Here is an 18022-nt window from a genome sequence, read left to right as displayed (position 1 = left end):
AGCGTTCAGCTTTGCGGGCAGGGCGCGCCCAACCGTGCCTGCAAAGCATCGCGTCGCTCGACGTTTTTGAGCAGCCAGAGCAGTAATGTGCCTATCGCCATGACCGTCGCTGCCAAGTACAGCCCTGCGTTGTAGCTGCCCAGCGAGGTCGCCAGCCAGCCGGTCACGGCAGGGCCGATGATTTGTGCCGCGCCGTAGGAAAGCGTCATTTTTCCCATCATTTTTGCCGGCCGGGTCGGGTAATAACGCCCCGCCATGGTCAGGACCAGGCTGACCATGCCGATGAACGTACCGCCAAAGAGCAGCGCCCCGAAAATGGCAGCACCCAGGCCGCCGATCATCACCGGCAGGAGAATGCCGACGATTTGCAGGATGGCGGCCGCAATCAGCGCATTCAGGTCGCCAATGCGTCGGGCAATGAAATCCCAGTTGATGCAGGCAGGGGCCGCCCCGATACCAATGGCCAGAAATACCCAGTTGCCCTGGCCCGTCAGGCCCGGCAGGCGCTCGATAATGGCAACAATAAACGTCGCGCTGACGACGTAACCGATCCCGGCACAGAAATAGGCGGCCATGAAAAGGCGCATGAAAAGTGGGCTGGGCGGCTTGTCTTCCATTTTCTGGCCGCTCTGGGTGACACCGCTGGTGTCGGGGGCAGGGAGCCAGGCGAGCGCAGGAATCAGCAGAACGCAGCCGATCAACGTAAAGGCAAACCACTGCTCTCGCCAGTCAAGCCCCTGGCTCATGACGGCGACGGCTGAAGCGCAGCCGGCAATGCCCAGGCCGATGCCGGCAAAGTGGATGCCCAGCTCGCTGCGATGATTGTGCCGAATCAGCCAGTTCAGGATAAGCCCTGTGCCAAGCAACATGCCGGCTGCGCTGCTCAGTCCCGCGACAAAGCGCGAGATGGCCCAGATAGTCAGGTCGGTGCTCATGCCCATGGCTGCCGTACTGAGAATGGCCGTTACCAGGCCGATCCGGTACAGCTTGTCCTTAAGCACCAGGTCGCTGATCAGGGATGCAATCAATGCACCACTCAAATAGCCGGCGTAGTTGATAGCCGCCAGCCAGCCAGCTTCCGCAACGCCCAGCCCGGCTTGTTGCTGCATCAGCGGGAGCAGCGGGGTGTACGAAAAGCGGGCCACGCCAAGTACCAGAATCAGGCTGAAAATACCTGCCCCAAGAACTTTGATTCGTTCTCTCTGTGAAGTCATTTTTTTATCCCAGCTTATTGGTTACTAATACATTAACGAGGATAATCAATCTAAACAAATGAATTATTGTGAATGCTTTGTTCTTTATTGGAGATATCAATGGAGCTCGTCGCCCTGCGAACATTTCAGGCTGTGGTGGAGGAAGGCGGCATCCTTGCCGCTTCGCGCAAGCTCAACACCGTTCAGTCGAACGTGACTGGCCGGATTCGCCGGCTGGAAGAGGAGCTTGGGACCGATCTCTTTTTCCGCAAGGGGCGCGGCCTGGAACTGGCACCTTCGGGACGCGTCCTGCTTGATTACGCACGTCGGATGTTGCTGCTTGAGCGGCAGACCAGCGCGGCAGTCCGGCAGGTTGGCGAGAGCGTCGGCGAGTTGCGCATCGGTGCCATGGAAACCTTTGCAGCCCTGCATTTGCCGACGGCGCTGAAGGCTGTCCGGGCCGGTCATTCAGGTATCGAGTTGCGGGTTTATACCGATACGACGGCTCACTTGATGGACAAAGTCTTGAGTCACAAACTGGATTGTGCCTTCGTTGCTGGGCCCGTCGTGCATCCGGACCTGGTTTTCGAGCAACTGGTGGTTGAAGAACTGGTGCAGGTTTGCGCGCGCGGAGCCAGCCCGGCGCGCCAGCCACTGATTCTTTTCCGTGAAGGTTGTGCCTACCGAGCGAGGGCAATGGCCTGGCAACGCACGATTGGTCATGCCGTGGCTGATGCCATGGAGTTTGGGACTCTCGAAGGTATTCTGGGTTGTGTCTCGGTCGGCTTGGGCTGGACGCTGATGCCGCGACGCGTGGTTGAGAAATCTTTGCATGCGGCAGATCTGGTGGTCGAATCACTTCCTGCCGATATTGCCAATGTCCCCACAGGCATGATCGTGCTGCGAGAAGGCGGCCTGATGCCGGCATTGAAAACCTTGAGTCAGGCGGTTGCTGCAAGCGCTTTGTAATCATCCAGAGGGGGCTTGAAACTGCACCGCACTGGAGATGCTCGCCCCGTTTTGGTGCGTCTATCTTCCGGCGGTTTTTAAAAAATGCTTAATAAACAGTTGTTTGTCTGTCTGGCATGGGCCTTGCGATAAGGATTGCCAGTACAGCGAATCAACCGCCAACGGGGGCGGCTCGATGGCAACGACGTCATGCGCTGAAATAAATTTTGCACCCCAGGGTGCGCGCAACGTTGGAGCCAAAAATGAGCAAACCCCGTCTCGTCCTGATCGGCAACGGCATGGCCGGTGTCCGCACCGTCGAAGAACTCCTGAAGATCAAGCCGGATCACTACGACATCACCATCTTCGGCGCCGAGCCGCACCCGAACTACAACCGCATCCTGCTCTCCCCGGTGCTGGCCGGTGAAATGACCATCTCGGAGATCGTCCTCAACGAACTCGAGTGGTACAAGGAAAACAACATCACGCTGCACACCGGCAAGCAGATCAAGACGATTGATCGTGTCAGCCGCAAGGTCATTGCCGAAGACGGCACTGAGGAATATTACGATCGCCTCCTGATTGCAACGGGTTCGACACCCTTCATGTTGCCGATTCCCGGCAACGACCTGCCTGGCGTCATCGGTTACCGCGACATCAAGGACACCGACGAGATGATCGAGGCCGCCAAGCTGCACAAGCACGCAGTGGTCATCGGTGGTGGTTTGCTTGGTCTCGAAGCGGCCAATGGTTTGAAGCTGCGCGGCATGGATGTGACCGTCGTGCACCTCGGCCCGTGGTTGCTCGAACGTCAGCTTGATGAAGTTGCCGGTCGCATGCTGCAGAAATCGCTCGAAGACAAGGGGCTCAAGTTCCTGCTGCAAAAGCAGACCGAGGCGCTCATTCAGGGCGAATCCGGTCGTGTCGCGGCGATTCGCTTCAAGGACGGCATGCAGATTCCGGCCGACCTCGTCGTCATGGCCGCCGGCATCCGCCCCAACTATTCGCTGGCCGAATCGTCGGGCATCTACTGCAACCGTGGCATCGTGGTGAACGACACCATGCAGACCTACGACCCGAAGGTGTACGCCGTCGGCGAGTGTGTCAGCCATCGCGGTATCGCCTACGGCCTCGTTGCGCCGCTGTTCGAGCAGGCCAAGGTGGCGGCCAATCATCTGGCCGGCTACGGCATCGGCCGCTATACCGGTTCGGTGACCTCGACCAAGCTCAAGGTGACTGGCATCGACCTCTTCTCGGCCGGCGAATACATGGGCGGCGAGGGCACCGAGGAAATCGTGCTCAACGACCCCTACGGCGGCGTGTACAAGAAGCTGGTGATCAAGGACAACAGGCTGGTCGGTGGCGTGATGTACGGCGATACGGCTGATGGCCCGTGGTATTTCCAGCTGCTCAAGGACAAGCGCGATATCCACGACATTCGTGATTCGCTGATCTTCGGCCAGTCGCTGGTCGGCGACGTCGGCCACGCCGGCAAGAGCAAGGCAGCTGAAATGGCTGACAGTGCCGAGGTTTGCGGCTGTAACGGCATCACCAAGGGCACCATCGTCAAGGCCATCAAGGAAAAGGGCCTGTTCACGCTGGACGAGGTGAAAAAGCACACCAAGGCTGCATCTTCCTGCGGTTCCTGTGCTGGCCTGGTCGAACAGATTCTCGCCTCGACCATCGGTGGCGCCTATACCCCGGCCGCTTCCGACAAGAAGCCGGTTTGTGGCTGTACGGATCACTCGCACAAGGTCGTGCGCGACGCCATCCTGAGCCAGCATCTGATTACCAAGGAAGCTGTCTTCGCGACGCTGGAATGGAAGACGCCGAACGGTTGCGACAAGTGTCGTCCGGCAGTGAACTACTACCTGATCTCGACCTGGCCGCACGAAGCCAAGGACGATCCGCAGTCGCGCTTCATCAATGAGCGGTCGCACGCCAATATCCAGAAGGACGGCACCTACTCGGTCGTGCCGCGCATGTGGGGCGGCCTGACGACGCCGAACGAACTGCGCGCCATCGCCGATGCCGCTGAAAAGTACAACGTGCCGACCGTGAAAGTCACCGGTGGTCAGCGTATCGACCTGCTCGGCGTCAAGAAGGAAGACCTGCCGGCGATGTGGGCCGACCTCAACGCGGCTGGCATGGTTTCCGGACATGCCTACGGCAAGTCGATCCGCACCGTGAAGACCTGTGTCGGTGCCGAGCACTGCCGTTTCGGCACACAGCTGGCGATGGATATGGGCGTCAAGCTTGAAAAGATGCTGTTCGACATGTACGCCCCGCACAAGGTCAAGCTGGCTGTCTCCGGTTGCCCGCGCAACTGTGCCGAAGCCGGCATCAAGGACGTCGGGATCATCGGTGTCGATTCAGGCTACGAGATCTACATCGCCGGTAACGGCGGCATCAAGACCGAAGTTGCCGAATTCCTCTGCAAGGTTTCGTCGGATGAGGAGGTCATGGAGTATTCCGGTGCCTTCCTGCAACTTTACCGCCTTGAGGGCTGGTACCTGGAGCGCACCTGCCACTACATGGAACGCGTCGGTCTGGACTACATCAAGGGCAAGATTCTTGAGGACGAGGAAGGCCGCAAGGCGCTGTACGCCGGTTTGCTTGATTCACTGAAGGATGCCAAGGATCCGTGGGCCACGTCCCGCGAAGAAGGTCCGGTCAAGCAATTCATCCCGATCATGGTCGAAGCTTGAGAATTCAGAAAACGAGGACATAAAATGAGTAACTGGAAACTGATTTGCCCGCTGGAAGACATCCCGCAACTTGGTTCGCGCATCGTCAAGCCATCGACTGGCGGCGACATCGCCATCTTCCGTACCTCGGATGACCAAGTCTTTGCCATGCACGACAAATGCCCGCACAAGGGCGGCCCGTTGTCGCAGGGCATCGTGCACGGCAAGCGGGTGACCTGCCCGCTGCATGGCTGGAATATCGGTCTTGAAGACGGCCATGCCGTTGCGCCGGATGTTGGCTCATGCACCAAATTCGAGGTCAAGGTCGAGGGCGGACAGGTTTACCTGTCGGTCTGATCCCGTCTCTTTCATAAACAGGCCGGACGATCGTTTGTTGTCCGGCCTAATCCAACGACAAGCGAGTCAAATGTCTTTTTCAGGTCATCGCAAAATCAACCGTTTCCTGGGTGCCGAATTTGGTATCAGCGAACCGGAAGAGGTGCACACCATGCTCATTCCGCATCTCCATCTGTCACACCTCGTGGCGACGGGAGAGTGGGATCACCAGCATGTCGCTTCGGTTGCCGGTGTGTTCAACGTTGCCCTGGCGTTGGCCTACATCAACAAGGATCGTCGCTCGATCAATTTCTATAGCGGCATCCAGGAATTGCTGCTGGCACTGGCCAACGGACAAGCCTTTGGCGATGTTGAAAAGCGGCGTTTGCAGATGGTTTTTTCCGAAGCGGACAAATACATCTGCGGGCAGCGCAAGACAGACATCCTGACCGCAATCCGCATGGTCGAGTACCAAATTGCGAATGCGCCGCCGGAAACGGTGGTTCGACTGGATGGCAAGTAAGCGCGCGATCTCGGGCGCGACGGATAGATCAAAAAACTTCAGGCTGGGATTCATCCAGCAAGATAAAGGAACTCAAAATGGCTTACCTGGTACCTTCTGAATTCGTCACCAAAATGGTGGATGCGGGCGAATCGAAAATCTACATGTCCACCCGCGATTCACTGATCCGCGCTTACATGGCGGGAGCCATCCTCGCGTTGGCGGCCGTATTCGCGGTAACCGCTTCGGTGATGACCGGCCAGCCGCTGGTTGGCGCCATCCTTTTTCCGGTCGGTTTCTGCATGCTCTATTTGCTCGGTTTTGACTTGTTGACCGGGGTATTCGTGCTGACGCCGCTGGCCTGGCTGGACAAGCGTCCGGGCGTCACGATCAAGGCCATCCTGAAAAACTGGGGGGTTGTTTTTACCGGTAATTTCCTCGGTGCATTGACCGTGGCTTTCATGATGTCCTTTGTTTTTACCTATGGTTTCTCGGTGGCCCCGAATGAAATCGGAACGAAGATCGGCCATATCGGTGAAGCCCGGACGATTGGCTACGCCAAGTACGGTTTGATGGGCTGGCTGACCATTTTCATGCGCGGCATGCTGTGTAACTGGATGGTTTCCACCGGCGTGGTTGGTGCGATGATTTCGACCACCGTCAGCGGTAAGGTGATCGCCATGTGGATGCCGATCATGCTGTTCTTCGCGATGACTTTCGAGCATTCCGTGGTCAACATGTTCCTCTTCCCGTCCGGCCTGATGATGGGTGGCAATTTCTCGATCCTCGACTATTTCATCTGGAACGAAATCCCGGTGGTTCTCGGCAATCTGGTCGGCGGCCTGGCTTTCACCGGCCTGACCCTGTACGCAACGCACATCAAGACCGGCCCGAAGCGCACCTTCAACTAATCGGCCGGATCATCCAGAAAGCCTCAGTCCCGTTCAGGGCTGGGGCTTTTCTTGTATAAAAGTGACCATGAAACTCAAAATATCCGCTGGACAGTATTCCGACAAGGGCCGCAAGGAAAGCAACCAGGATTTCCACGGACTTTGCATCCCGAACGAACCGCAACTCAGTTCCAAGGGCATCGCCATTGCGCTGGCCGACGGGATCAGCAGCAGCCAGGTCAGCCAGGTGGCCGCCCAGTCTGCCGTCACGGGCTTTCTGGAGGATTATTACTGTACTTCCGAGGCCTGGTCGGTCAGGACATCCGGCGAGCGGGTGCTGGTCGCGACCAATTCATGGTTGCATTCGCAGACGCAACAAAGCCAGCACCGCTACGACAAGGATCGTGGCTATGTCTGCACGTTCAGCGGCATGGTCATCAAATCGACGACAGCGCATCTTTTTCATGTCGGCGACACGCGGATCTACCAGTTGCGCAACCGCGAACTCAAGCAACTGACCGAGGATCACCGGGTCTGGATTTCCTCGGCCCAGAGCCATCTGGCGCGCGCTTTGGGTATCGACCGCAAGCTGGAGGTCGATTATCAGTCCGTTCAGATCGAGCAAAACGATCTGTTTCTGCTGGCGACGGATGGCGTTTATGAATTCGTCACGGCAGATTTCATCGTTGCCACGCTGGATGCCTGCGCTGCCGATCTGGATGCGGCCGCCAAGTGCATTGTCGAGGAAGCCTATCGGCAGGGCAGTGGCGATAACCTGACTTTGCAGATTGTCAGAATCGAGGCCTTGCCCAGTCCGGAGGCCAACGAAATCTATCGGCAGATTGCCGAGCTCCCTTTCGCGCCGCTGCTTGAGCCGCGTGCGCAATTCGACGGTTACCAGATCATTCGCGAAATCAAGGGCAGCAGCCGGAGCCACATCTATCTTGCGGTCGACGGTGAAAGTGGGCAAAAAGTCGTCATCAAGACACCGTCGATCGATCTGCAGGGTGATCCAGCCTATCTCGAACGCTTCCTGATGGAAGAGTGGATCGCCCGCCGCATCAACAGCGCCCATGTCCTCAAGCCTTGCCAGCAGACGCGCAAGCGCAATTACATCTATGTCGTGACCGAGTTCATCGAGGGACAGACGCTGACTCAATGGATGATCGACAATCCCAAGCCGGATCTGGCCAGTGTGCGCGGGATTCTCGAACAGGCGGCCAAAGGGCTGCAGGCTTTTCATCGTCTGGAAATGGTGCATCAGGACATTCGTCCCGACAACATCATGATCGACAGCACCGGCACGGTGAAAATCATCGATTTCGGCGCGACACGAGTGGCCGGCGTGATGGAGATCGCGACCCCGATCGAGCAGATCAACCTGCTCGGCTCGGCCACCTATGCGGCGCCGGAGTATTTTCTCGGCGAAAACGGGTCATCGCGCTCCGACATTTTCTCGCTCGGTGTGATCGCCTGCCAGATGCTGTCCGGTAAATTGCCCTACGGCATCGAACTTGCCAAGTCGCGGACCAAGGCGGCCCAGCGAAAGCTCGTCTATCAATCGGTGCTTAATGATGAGAAGGAAATCCCGCCCTGGGTCGATGATGCGATCCGCAAGGCTGTCGATCCCGATCCCTTCGAGCGTTACGAAGAGTTATCCGAGTTCATTTACGACCTGCACCACCCGAATCGCGATTTCCTCAACAAGACCCGCCCGCCGCTGATTGAGCGCAACCCGGTGATTTTCTGGAAGAGCGTTTCTTTTGTCCTGATGCTGGCGCTGATCGTCTTGAGTCTGATCCGCTTCAAATAAGGCTGTTTGCCGCGGTCGACCGCGGCAAACAGCGGGAAATCAGCAAAACCGGGTGGCACTGCGCTCCGGTGGCGGCGCTCCGCACCGGTGATTGGCGCAAGGGGTGTCTTTTCCTGGTGCGTCAATGCATCAGACGCCTGCACCGCCATGGTATGCCGTGCATGCTTTTGGTGCGCCGGATGCCTGCGCAATTCTTGATTGTCCATATAAATCAGTGGTTTGTATGGCTGGCACGGCGCTTGCGATATCCAGGTATCACAGCGATTTCCGCCAACGAGGGTGGGCTGGTGGCGACGAAGCCATGCGCTGAAGCAAGCATCCCCTTCAACGACCGTTCCTGCACCCCAAGGATGTTTCCTGCGGGGTACGGTCAACCCGGAAAACAGACCCAAAATGGACAAAAAATCATTCCTGCAAGCCGGCCACACGCCCACGCTTCTGGCGGCATTCCTCTACTTCGACCTGGCTTTCATGGTCTGGGTCATCCTCGGTCCGCTCGGTATCGGGATCGCCAAGGATCTCGGCCTGACGCACGCCCAGAAGGGCCTGATGGTCGCCACGCCGGTGCTGGCCGGCGCCTTGTTGCGTATCGTCATGGGGATTCTGGTTGATCGTCTGTCGCCGAAAAAAGCGGCCATCATCGGTCAGATCGTTGTTATTGCAGCCATGGCTTATGCCTGGTTGATCGGCGTGCATTCCTACAACGAGGTGCTTATCCTCGGCGTCTTCCTCGGCGTTGCCGGCGCCTCGTTTGCAGCTGCTCTGCCGCTGGCGTCGCGCTGGTATCCGGCCGAGCATCAAGGCACGGCGATGGGCATTGCCGGTGCCGGCAACTCCGGGACTGCGCTGGCGGCTTTGTTCGCCCCCGGCCTGGCGGCCGCCTTCGGCTGGACCAATGTGTTCGGGATCGTGCTCATTCCGCTGATCCTGGTGCTGATCGCCTTCTGCTTCATGGCCAAGGATGCGCCCGACGCGCCGCCGCCGAAGACCTTCGCCGAGTACCTGAAAGTGCTCAAGGACAAGGATGCCTGGTGGTTCATGTTCTTCTATTCGGTGACTTTCGGCGGTTTCGTCGGCCTGGCTTCCTCGCTGGTCATCTACTTCAACACCCAGTACGGGCTTGATCCGAAAACAGCTGGGTTCTTTACCGCCGGTTGCGTTTTCGCCGGATCGCTGGTTCGCCCGATCGGCGGCAACCTGGCGGATCGTATCGGCGGCGTCAAATCGCTGACCGTGATGTATATCTTCGCCGCCATTTTTCTGGCCATCGTCAGCCTCGGCCTGCCGGAAGCGTGGATGGCACTGGTCGCCTTCGTCGGTGCCATGCTGGCTCTCGGGACAGGGAACGGTGCGGTATTCCAGTTGGTGCCCCAGCGGTTCCGCAAGGAAATCGGCGTGATGACCGGCCTGGTCGGCATGGCCGGCGGGGTGGGCGGCTTCTACCTGGCATCCAGCCTTGGTTATTCCCGCCAGATCACCGGCAGCTACCAGATGGGTTTCATGATTTTTGCCGCACTGGCCGTGCTTGCTCTGGTTGGCCTGACCGGCGTCAAGACCCGCTGGCGGACCACCTGGGGGGCCAGTTATCTGACGGCCGCCAAGATCTGACGTAAAGTCACCCGGCGGCGCAGTGTTTGCGCCGCTTTTTTCATTCGAGTCGATCATGCCCTTACAACTTGCCATTGGCCAAGCCTCCCTGACCGGACCTCGCGAGCGCAATGAGGATTACGCCGGTTTCGCCACGCCGGAGGGGCTGGAGCTTGAAAACAAGGGCGTCATCGCGGCGGTTGCCGATGGCATTGGCGGCCATCGCGGCGGACGCGAGGCGGCTGAATATACGGTACGCGGGTTGTTGGCCGATTATTTTGCCACGCCCGACACCTGGGGTGTGCCGCGAGCCATCGAAACGGTGACGACCGCCCTCAATCGCTGGGTCATCGCCGAAGCCGGGCGGGATGCCGAGCTGACCGGCATGGCAACGACCTTGTCGGCGCTGGTGGTGCGCGGCCGTCGTTTTTATACGGCGCATATCGGCGACAGCCGCATTTATCGCTTGCAGGGGGGGCGGCTCGATCGCCTGACCGTCGATCACACCTGGGAACATCCGGAACTGAATAATGTGCTGTCCCGTGCCATCGGCCTCGACCCGCGCGTGCTGATGGATTTCGCCGATGGCGATCTTGCGGTCGACGACCGTTTTTTGCTGGTTTCCGATGGTGTCTGGGGCGTTTTGCCGGATGCGCTGATGCGCGAAGTGCTGCTCGATCATCCCGAGCCGCAAGGTGCTGCCGCCGCCCTGACCAGCCTGGCGCTGGCCCAGGGCGGGCATGACAACGCCACTGCCGTCGTGCTGGATATCCTGACCCTGCCGCCGGCCGGTCTGCGCGATAGTCTCGAAAGTGCAGTCAGCCTGCCTTTGCCGCATCGTCTCAAGCCGGGGCATGAGCTGGATGGCTTTTTGATCGAAGAGGTTTTGCACGACGCGCGGGAAACCCTGCTTTATCGCGTCAAAAATCAGCGTAACGGGCAGTTGCTGGTCCTCAAGACCTTGCAGGCCAGCATGGAAGGCGACACTGCTGCCGCCTCCGCCTTGCTGATGGAGGAGTGGCGCGCCCGTCGCGTCGTTTCGCCGTTCTTTCCACAAGTCGTACCGGCCGACCAGCGTAGCTGCCTGTATTACCTGATGACCTGGCATGCCGGCGCTACCTTGCAGGACCGGCTGGATGCCGGACAGCATTTTCCGGTCGGTGAAGTGGTCCGCCTCGGTGTTGCCCTGTTGCGTGCGATTGCCACCTTGCACCGGCTGGATATCGTGCATCGCGACATCAAGACCGACAACATCCATCTCGGACAGGACGGTGTCTTGCGTGTCCTCGATCTGGGCGTTGCCGTCAGCCTCGGCGAGCGCAAGCCGGACGAGCCTGTCGGCCAGGCCGGCACGCCGTCTTACATGGCACCGGAACTGTTTGAAAATGCCGAGCCGGCCGCAGCCAACGACCTCTATGCGGCCGGGGTTGTGCTGTATTACCTGCTGACCCGTAAATATCCGTATGGCGAGATCGAGCCTTTCCAGACGCCGAAATTCGGTGATCCGGCCCGGCCGACGCGCTGGCGTCCGGAAATTCCCGGCTGGCTGGAAAATATCCTGCTCAAAAGTGTTGCCAGGCTGGCCAAGGACCGCTTCGAAACGGCCGAAGAATTTATCCTGGCGCTTGAGCGCGGTGCCAGCCGGCCGATTGCGCCGCCGGGAAGGCAGCCGCTGATCCAGCGCAATCCGCTGGTGTTTTGGAAAGGCGTGGCTGCCTGTTCGCTCGCGGTCAACCTCGTGTTGTGGCTGATTTTGCTGCGCTGAGTATCACTTCCGGTTGGTGGTGACCAGTTCCTTCAATTTGGCATCTTCCAGCTTGATGTGCTTGATCAGCCAGTCGCGCAGGTAAATCAGGACATCGAACTGTGCGGTCAGCGGGTTGTCGTGCAGTTCGCCATAAAACTCGTCGAGCCGCGTTTCAAAATCACGGTGCTGGGCGTGTTGCTTGTCCTGTTCGCCGTAGGCGTGGTGGGCCATCATCCGCTCTTCGGCCCGGAAGTGAACCTGGGCGTACTGGTCCAGCGACTTCAGGATGCGGGCCACGTCGCGGGCGCCGCGTTTTGCCGCAACCACGTCGAACAGGTCATTGGTCAGGTCGAACAGGTAGCGATGATGTTCGTCGATGACATCAATCCCGACACTGAGCGCCTCATCCCAGGCGACCCAGCGATCTTCGCGGTAGGCCACGGGCGGAAGGTCGAGTACCTGGTTCGGATCAATGATGTCGTCCCGGTAGAGTTCGCGGATGCGGATGATCTCGGGCATGGCCCGGTCAAAAGCGGCAACGGCGGAGGGATCGAAATAACGCCCGGCTTCCTGGTGAACGTAAGCGATGGCGTCTTCAAATGACCAGGGGCGCTTGTAGGGGCGTATCGACGTGAGGGCGTCAAAGACATCGGCAATCGCGCAAACGCGCGCCAACACCGGAATTTCCTCGCCGCGCAGGCCGTATGGATAACCGGTGCCGTCCCAACGTTCGTGGTGGTAAGCCGCAATGTCGCGGGCGGCAGAGATCAGGGCGTCGCTGCCTTCGAGCAGACGCTTGCCGATTTCGGTGTGCGTTTTCATCACTTCGAACTCATCGGGCGTCAGGCGGCCCGGCTTGAGCAGAATGGCGTCGGCAATGCCGATCTTGCCGACATCGTGCATCGGGGCGCAAATGGCGAGCAGCTCGCGCAGTTCGAGCGACAAGCCCATCGCCTTGGCGATACTGGTCGCGTAGTGCGTCATGCGCATGATGTGCATGCCGGTTTCGTTGTCGCGGTATTCCGATGCGGTGCCCAGGCGGCGAATGGCATCGGTCCGGGCATCTTCGAGTTCGACTTCGCGGACCCGTAGCGTTTCGTTCACCATGCTGCGCGATACCAGCATTGAGACGGCTTGCGCCAGGTCGCTCATGAATTCCAGTTCAACAGCATCGGGCTGCCAGTCTGCCTCAATGAAAACGAGCAGGTAGCCGATCGATTTTCCGTTGTCGCTGAGCGGGAGGGTCAGGCAGGGCGCCTGGTCCTCGATGCCGACCAGCGACAGGGCCGGCCGGTGCGTGGCCGGCGTGCCGAGACGGGCGTGTGGGTCGAAAGCGCGTGACGGATCAATTTCGTTGCCCTGTTGGCTGGCGCGTCCCCAGGCTGCGGGCAAGCCGAATTGGGCAACCTGGACAAGACGATGTCGCGGATTGAAGAGCAGCAGGGCGCTCTTGGGAATGACGCAAATGCCCGGCAGTGCGTGCAGCAGATCGAACAGGCGTGCCTGCAGACGGTCGAGGTCGGCATCGACACTGCCGATCTTGGTTAACTCGAAAACCAGTCGGCTGACGGCCAGAATTTCCTGATCCTTGTTCATGATTTCAGTTTTTTGCCATGACTAGAACATTGATGAGCAAAATCTCGTCGCTTGGGATTTGCAAAAAAAGACAATTTTGGTCCTTAATTGCCTGAATTGCCCGATCAGTGAAAAGTGTGAAAAACAACGCCGTGCAGCTTAGTGGGATATTGATCTACGTCGTCTGACTTAGGTCAAAAGGATTTAATTTGCCTTGGCCTGATGAATAAGGTGCCGCGTGGAGCAGGTAAGCTCGTTGGACACAAAACGGTCTGGCCTAATCAGGCGGTGGGCGGGATAATCCACCCAACTTTCTGGAGAGATAAACCATGACCACAGCCCTGATTCTTTTTGCCCACGGTGCCCGCGATCCGGAATGGGCCAATCCGATGCGGCGGGTTCAGGCAGCAATGCGTTTGCGCGTGACGGATGCCCCCGTTGAACTGGCTTTTCTCGAATTCATGACGCCAACCCTGCCGGAATGTGCCAGCCAACTGATCGCACAGGGGGCGAAAAAGATCGTTGTGATTCCGATGTTCATCGCCCGTGGCGGCCATCTGAAGAAGGAAACACCGGAAATCCTGGCGTCGCTGCGGTCGACCTATCCGGACGTCGATTTTTCACTGAGCGGGGTGATCGGCGAAAACGAGATCGTGGTTCAAGCCATGGCTGAAGCCGCACTTGGGGCAGCTGGTTCGGAGTTTGCTTAGAGTCTGGCATGCTTACTGTCCTAGTTATTGATGAATCCCGTTCGCGGGCCGGAGAAATCTGTGCCGGGCTGGCGCTTGCCGGCTATCAGGTTGCAGCCATCCTGGCCGGCGCCGACAATCTGACGGCTGAAGTCGAGAGACTGCAGCCGGATGTGATCCTGATCGACACGGAAAGCCCGAGTCGCGACACCCTTGAAAATCTGGCAACGATGAACAAGGATATGCCGCGTCCAGTCGTCATCTTTACTCAGGAAGATGGCCAGGAAACCATCCGTGATGCCGTCAAGGCCGGCGTTTCGGCGTATATCGTCGATGGCCTCGATCCGAAACGGATCAAGCCGATTGTCGAGGTTGCCCGGGCGCGTTTCGAAGATACCCAGGCGCTGCGCCGCGAGCTTGATGAAATATCCAAGAAGCTGACCGACCGTAAGTTGGTCGACAAGGCCAAGGGCGTCTTGATGAAGGCGCGCGGCCTCGACGAGGACGCGGCTTACCATGCGATGCGCAAGCTGGCCATGGAGCGCGGCCAGAGCATGGCCAAAGTGGCGCGTGACGTGATCGATATGGCGCGCGTGCTGCTCTAAAGCTGTGCGGTTGAGTCGCCTTGTTGCACCGCAACAGTGCATTTTTTCGGCGAGTTTTCTGACCGTCTATTCGACAAAAATCCATTTAAAACCATATAGTTACATTTATATAGTTCCTTTTAACTAATCCTGGCACGGCCATTGCAATAGTCCTTTTAAACGCACGGTCAATGGCGACCGGGCAAGCGTTGGGCAAAAGCCAGCGCACAGGACAAGGGCGTCCATCTGTACTGCCAAAGCGCAGCACAGATGCGACGCCCATTTGTTTTTGGATTTTCGTTATCAAGGAGCAAGCAATGGAAGACAAGAAACTGGTTGTCGAAGGTGCCGTCGAAAAGTCATCCTCTTTTTCGCGCCGTGATTTTGTATCAGCTGCATTGGGAGCATCGCTCATGTCCATGGTTCCTCCTGGTGTACGCAGCGCGGCCTGGGCTGCCGGTTCGGATGCCCCCGAGAAGAAGGAAGTCCGTATCGGCTTCATCCCGCTGACTGACTGTGCTTCCGTCGTCATGGCGGCGGTGAACAAGTTCGACGAGAAGTACGGCATCAAGATCATCCCGACCAAGGAAGCTTCCTGGGCCTCGGTGCGCGACAAGCTGGTCAATGGTGAGCTCGACTGCGCCCATGTGCTGTACGGCCTGGTCTATGGCGTGCAGATGGGGATTGGCGGGCCGAAGAAGGACATGGCCAATCTGATGACCTTGAATACCAACGGTCAGGCGATCACGATGTCTAACCAGATGAAGGACAAGGGTGCGGTCGACGGCCCCAGTCTGGCCAAATTGCTTGCCAAGAAAGAACGGGAGTACACCTTCGCCCAGACCTTCCCGACCGGCACGCACGCCATGTGGCTGTACTACTGGCTGGCGGCGAATGGCATCAACCCGCTCAAGGACGTCAAGACGATCACCGTGCCACCGCCGCAGATGGTTGCCAACATGCGCGTCGGCAACATGGATGGCTATTGCGTCGGCGAGCCGTGGAACAACCGCGCGATCATGGACAACATCGGCTTCACGGCCACGACAACGCAGGATATCTGGACCGATCACCCGGAAAAGATTCTCGGGACGACGGCCGAGTGGGTCCAGAAAAATCCGAATACGGCGCGTGCCGTGGTCGCCGCCATTCTTGATGCCAGCAAGTGGATCGATGCCTCGCTGCCGAACAAGCAGAAGACGGCCGAAACGATCGCCCAGAAGTCCTACGTCAATACCGATACCGAGGTCATCGTCGCCCGCATGCTCGGTCGCTACCAGAACGGTCTGGGCAAGAGCTGGGACGACAAGAACCACATGAAGTTCTTCAATGACGGTGCGGTGAATTTCCCTTACCTGTCGGACGGCATGTGGTTCATGACCCAGCACAAGCGCTGGGGCTTGCTCAAGAGTCATCCGGATTACCTGGCTGTCGCCAAGCAGGTCAATCGTATCGACATCTACAAGCAGGGTGCAGCGGCGGCCGGTGTCGCCCTGCCGAAGAGCGACATGCGCAGCAGCAAGCTGGTCGACGGCGTGGTCTGGGATGGCAAGGACCCGGCCAAGTACGCCGATGCTTTCAAGGTCAAGGCTTAACGCGGCTTAAAACCGGCCATGCCTGCTTGATTCAGGCATGGCCGGCAACCAGGAGAGAACCATGAGTGCCACGACGATGAACGGTGATTTCGGCCTTGAAACAGCGGTCGACCGCAACCCGCAGGCAAGTCTCCCGGCAGGGGAAACCGGCAGCCACTCGGGTGCCCAGCTTGCTGCAGTGCCAGCCAAGGAAAAAACAATGGAACAAACAAAAACGATGCCGAGTGGTGTGCCTTTCGGTGAAAAAATCAATCATCTGTTGCGGGAGATCTTGCCGCCCAGCCTCGGCATGCTGATCCTGCTCGGCATCTGGTATGTCGCTACCCACAAGGGCGGCAGCATTCCTGGCCCGGTGCAAACCTGGGATGCGGCAGTCGCGTTGTTTGCCGACCCGTTCTACCGCAACGGACCGAACGACCAGGGCATCGGCTGGAATATTCTGTCTTCGCTGCAGCGCGTCGGTATCGGCTTCGGATTTGCTGCGCTGGTCGGCATTCCGCTCGGCTTCATCCTCGGTCGCTCGGCCTTCCTGTCGGCGATGATCAACCCGATCATCAGCCTGCTGCGCCCGGTGTCGCCGCTGGCCTGGCTGCCGATCGGCCTGCTGGTCTTCAAGAAGGCTGATCCGGCAGCGACCTACACCATCTTCATCTGCTCGATCTGGCCGATGATCATGAACACGGCACAAGGCGTGCAGCGTGTGCCGCAGGATTACCTCAACGTTGCCCGCGTGCTGGCGTTGTCGGAGTGGAAGGTCGTCACCAAGATCCTCTTCCCGGCTGTGCTGCCTTACATGCTGACCGGTATCCGCCTGTCGATCGGCACCGCCTGGCTGGTCATCGTGGCGGCTGAAATGCTCACCGGCGGCGTCGGTATCGGCTTCTGGGTGTGGGACGAGTGGAACAACCTCAAGGTCGAGCACATCATCATCGCCATCTTCGTCATTGGTATCGTCGGCCTGATTCTCGAGCAAAGCCTGATCATGCTCGCCAAGAAGCTGACCAAAGAATCCGCCTGATCCGGGAGAGCATCATGGAAAAATTCGTACAAGTTCAACGTGTTGGCCAGACTTTCGACACCAAGAAGGGCAAGTTCGTCGCCCTGCGCGATATTGACCTGACCATCAAGCAAGGCGAGTTCATCGCCCTGATCGGCCACTCCGGCTGCGGCAAATCGACGCTGCTCAACCTGATTGCCGGGCTGACCAAGCCGAGTACTGGCGTGTTGTTGCTGGAAGACCGTGAAATCGCCGGCCCCGGCCCGGAGCGCGCCGTGGTTTTCCAGAACCACAGCCTGCTGCCCTGGCTGACCTGTTTTGAAAACGTCTATCTGGCCGTCGAGCGGGTGTTTGGTGAAAAGGAAGGCAAGGCCAAGCTCAAGGAACGCACGGCCGCCGCCATCCATCTGGTCGGCCTCGACCACGCCAGCGCCAAGTATCCGAACGAAATTTCCGGCGGCATGAAGCAGCGCGTCGGCATCGCCCGCGCCTTGTCGATGCAGCCCAAGGTGCTGCTGATGGACGAGCCTTTCGGCGCGCTGGATGCGCTGACCCGCGCCAAGCTGCAGGACGAGCTGATGAAGATCTGCGAGGCGACCAAGGCAACGACGGTCATGGTTACCCACGATGTCGACGAGGCGGTGCTGCTCTCGGACCGCATCGTGATGATGACCAACGGCCCGGCGGCGACGATCGGCGAGATTCTTGCGGTCGACCTGCCCAGACCGAGAAATCGCCTGACGCTGGCGCATGATCCGGATTACATCCGATATCGTGCTGCGGTTCTTGAGTTTCTCTACAAAAAACAGGCGCACGTCGAAAAACTGGTCGCCTGAGTCGTTGGTGCGGCGCCTTCTGCGCCAGGAGCGTACTTGCCCG

16 protein-coding genes are annotated in these 18022 nt (G+C 58.8%); 13 read left to right on the top strand and 3 right to left on the bottom strand.

Going from position 1 to position 18022, the window contains the following annotated elements; translation table 11 throughout:
- Window positions 1-5 precede the first annotated feature (5 nt).
- Window positions 6-1214 carry a YbfB/YjiJ family MFS transporter gene (locus tag KI614_RS11955; protein WP_226405954.1) on the bottom strand — a complete coding sequence of 403 codons (1209 nt, stop codon included), beginning with the start codon at window positions 1212-1214 and terminating at the stop codon, window positions 6-8.
- 99 nt (window positions 1215-1313) lie between these two features.
- Between KI614_RS11955 and KI614_RS11950 the strand changes: the two genes are divergently transcribed.
- The 8 genes from KI614_RS11950 (at window position 1314) to KI614_RS11915 (ending at window position 11721) form a co-directional block, all read left to right on the top strand.
- A complete protein-coding gene (locus KI614_RS11950; RefSeq protein WP_226405953.1) occupies window positions 1314-2162 on the top strand; it encodes a LysR family transcriptional regulator in 849 nt (282 codons plus the stop codon).
- 242 nt (window positions 2163-2404) lie between these two features.
- The gene (nirB, locus tag KI614_RS11945) at window positions 2405-4849 is read left to right on the top strand and encodes a nitrite reductase large subunit NirB (protein ID WP_226405952.1); all 2445 of its coding nucleotides are present in this window, start codon (window positions 2405-2407) and stop codon (window positions 4847-4849) included.
- A 24-nt stretch (window positions 4850-4873) separates the two neighbouring features.
- A complete protein-coding gene (gene nirD, locus KI614_RS11940; protein WP_226405951.1) occupies window positions 4874-5185 on the top strand; it encodes a nitrite reductase small subunit NirD in 312 nt (103 codons plus the stop codon).
- Window positions 5186-5255: 70 nt separating this feature from the next.
- A complete protein-coding gene (locus KI614_RS11935; RefSeq protein WP_226405950.1) occupies window positions 5256-5687 on the top strand; it encodes a hypothetical protein in 432 nt (143 codons plus the stop codon).
- A 77-nt stretch (window positions 5688-5764) separates the two neighbouring features.
- Entirely contained in the window at window positions 5765-6577 is an 813-nt protein-coding gene (locus tag KI614_RS11930; RefSeq protein WP_203467247.1) for a formate/nitrite transporter family protein, read from the top strand.
- Between the two features lie 67 nt (window positions 6578-6644).
- Entirely contained in the window at window positions 6645-8369 is a 1725-nt protein-coding gene (locus tag KI614_RS11925) for a bifunctional protein-serine/threonine kinase/phosphatase (RefSeq protein ID WP_226405949.1), read from the top strand.
- Window positions 8370-8762: 393 nt separating this feature from the next.
- Complete coding sequence (locus tag KI614_RS11920) at window positions 8763-9977, top strand: nitrate/nitrite transporter (protein WP_226405948.1); 1215 nt, start codon at window positions 8763-8765, stop codon at window positions 9975-9977.
- A 55-nt stretch (window positions 9978-10032) separates the two neighbouring features.
- Window positions 10033-11721, top strand: a complete 1689-nt coding sequence (locus tag KI614_RS11915; RefSeq protein ID WP_226405947.1) for a bifunctional protein-serine/threonine kinase/phosphatase — start codon at window positions 10033-10035, stop codon at window positions 11719-11721.
- Between the two features lie 3 nt (window positions 11722-11724).
- Here the strand turns inward: KI614_RS11915 and KI614_RS11910 are convergent, their stop codons facing one another.
- A complete protein-coding gene (locus KI614_RS11910) occupies window positions 11725-13299 on the bottom strand; it encodes a bacteriohemerythrin (RefSeq protein WP_226405946.1) in 1575 nt (524 codons plus the stop codon).
- 308 nt (window positions 13300-13607) lie between these two features.
- On the opposite strand from KI614_RS11910, the gene KI614_RS11905 reads away from it, so the two are divergent.
- Window positions 13608-13988: a sirohydrochlorin chelatase gene (locus KI614_RS11905; protein WP_226405945.1), complete on the top strand. Its 381-nt coding sequence runs from the start codon at window positions 13608-13610 to the stop codon at window positions 13986-13988.
- A gap of 8 nt (window positions 13989-13996) precedes the next feature.
- Window positions 13997-14572, top strand: coding sequence for an ANTAR domain-containing response regulator (locus KI614_RS11900; RefSeq protein ID WP_226405944.1), 576 nt, complete (start codon window positions 13997-13999; stop codon window positions 14570-14572).
- Between the two features lie 85 nt (window positions 14573-14657).
- Here the strand turns inward: KI614_RS11900 and KI614_RS11895 are convergent, their stop codons facing one another.
- Complete coding sequence (locus KI614_RS11895) at window positions 14658-14972, bottom strand: hypothetical protein (RefSeq protein ID WP_226405943.1); 315 nt, start codon at window positions 14970-14972, stop codon at window positions 14658-14660.
- Between KI614_RS11895 and KI614_RS11890 the strand changes: the two genes are divergently transcribed.
- The 3 genes from KI614_RS11890 (at window position 14965) to KI614_RS11880 (ending at window position 17979) form a co-directional block, all read left to right on the top strand.
- The gene (locus tag KI614_RS11890; protein ID WP_226405942.1) at window positions 14965-16146 is read left to right on the top strand and encodes a CmpA/NrtA family ABC transporter substrate-binding protein; all 1182 of its coding nucleotides are present in this window, start codon (window positions 14965-14967) and stop codon (window positions 16144-16146) included. The genes KI614_RS11895 and KI614_RS11890 overlap by 8 nt on opposite strands.
- Before the next feature lie 61 nt (window positions 16147-16207).
- Window positions 16208-17164, top strand: coding sequence for a nitrate ABC transporter permease (gene ntrB / locus KI614_RS11885; protein WP_226405941.1), 957 nt, complete (start codon window positions 16208-16210; stop codon window positions 17162-17164).
- Window positions 17165-17178: 14 nt separating this feature from the next.
- Complete coding sequence (locus KI614_RS11880) at window positions 17179-17979, top strand: ABC transporter ATP-binding protein (RefSeq protein WP_226405940.1); 801 nt, start codon at window positions 17179-17181, stop codon at window positions 17977-17979.
- The last annotated feature ends 43 nt before the right edge of the window (window positions 17980-18022 follow it).

This window comes from Dechloromonas denitrificans, assembly GCF_020510665.1.
In the GTDB taxonomy this organism is placed as follows: domain Bacteria; phylum Pseudomonadota; class Gammaproteobacteria; order Burkholderiales; family Rhodocyclaceae; genus Azonexus; species Azonexus denitrificans_B.
Note: the sequence above shows the minus strand (reverse complement) of the source record. Positions and strands in the feature narration are given on the sequence as shown.

What these genes read in the sequence shown, in the direction of transcription:
- KI614_RS11955 (WP_226405954.1), bottom strand. Translation starts at nt 1,214, where the DNA reads ATGACTTCACAGAGAGAACGAATCAAAGTTCTTGGGGCAGGTATTTTC.
- KI614_RS11950 (WP_226405953.1), top strand. Translation starts at nt 1,314, where the DNA reads ATGGAGCTCGTCGCCCTGCGAACATTTCAGGCTGTGGTGGAGGAAGGC.
- nirB (WP_226405952.1), top strand. Translation starts at nt 2,405, where the DNA reads ATGAGCAAACCCCGTCTCGTCCTGATCGGCAACGGCATGGCCGGTGTC.
- nirD (WP_226405951.1), top strand. Translation starts at nt 4,874, where the DNA reads ATGAGTAACTGGAAACTGATTTGCCCGCTGGAAGACATCCCGCAACTT.
- KI614_RS11935 (WP_226405950.1), top strand. Translation starts at nt 5,256, where the DNA reads ATGTCTTTTTCAGGTCATCGCAAAATCAACCGTTTCCTGGGTGCCGAA.
- KI614_RS11930 (WP_203467247.1), top strand. Translation starts at nt 5,765, where the DNA reads ATGGCTTACCTGGTACCTTCTGAATTCGTCACCAAAATGGTGGATGCG.
- KI614_RS11925 (WP_226405949.1), top strand. Translation starts at nt 6,645, where the DNA reads ATGAAACTCAAAATATCCGCTGGACAGTATTCCGACAAGGGCCGCAAG.
- KI614_RS11920 (WP_226405948.1), top strand. Translation starts at nt 8,763, where the DNA reads ATGGACAAAAAATCATTCCTGCAAGCCGGCCACACGCCCACGCTTCTG.
- KI614_RS11915 (WP_226405947.1), top strand. Translation starts at nt 10,033, where the DNA reads ATGCCCTTACAACTTGCCATTGGCCAAGCCTCCCTGACCGGACCTCGC.
- KI614_RS11910 (WP_226405946.1), bottom strand. Translation starts at nt 13,299, where the DNA reads ATGAACAAGGATCAGGAAATTCTGGCCGTCAGCCGACTGGTTTTCGAG.
- KI614_RS11905 (WP_226405945.1), top strand. Translation starts at nt 13,608, where the DNA reads ATGACCACAGCCCTGATTCTTTTTGCCCACGGTGCCCGCGATCCGGAA.
- KI614_RS11900 (WP_226405944.1), top strand. Translation starts at nt 13,997, where the DNA reads ATGCTTACTGTCCTAGTTATTGATGAATCCCGTTCGCGGGCCGGAGAA.
- KI614_RS11890 (WP_226405942.1), top strand. Translation starts at nt 14,965, where the DNA reads ATGTCCATGGTTCCTCCTGGTGTACGCAGCGCGGCCTGGGCTGCCGGT.
- KI614_RS11895 (WP_226405943.1), bottom strand. Translation starts at nt 14,972, where the DNA reads ATGGACATGAGCGATGCTCCCAATGCAGCTGATACAAAATCACGGCGC.
- ntrB (WP_226405941.1), top strand. Translation starts at nt 16,208, where the DNA reads ATGAGTGCCACGACGATGAACGGTGATTTCGGCCTTGAAACAGCGGTC.
- KI614_RS11880 (WP_226405940.1), top strand. Translation starts at nt 17,179, where the DNA reads ATGGAAAAATTCGTACAAGTTCAACGTGTTGGCCAGACTTTCGACACC.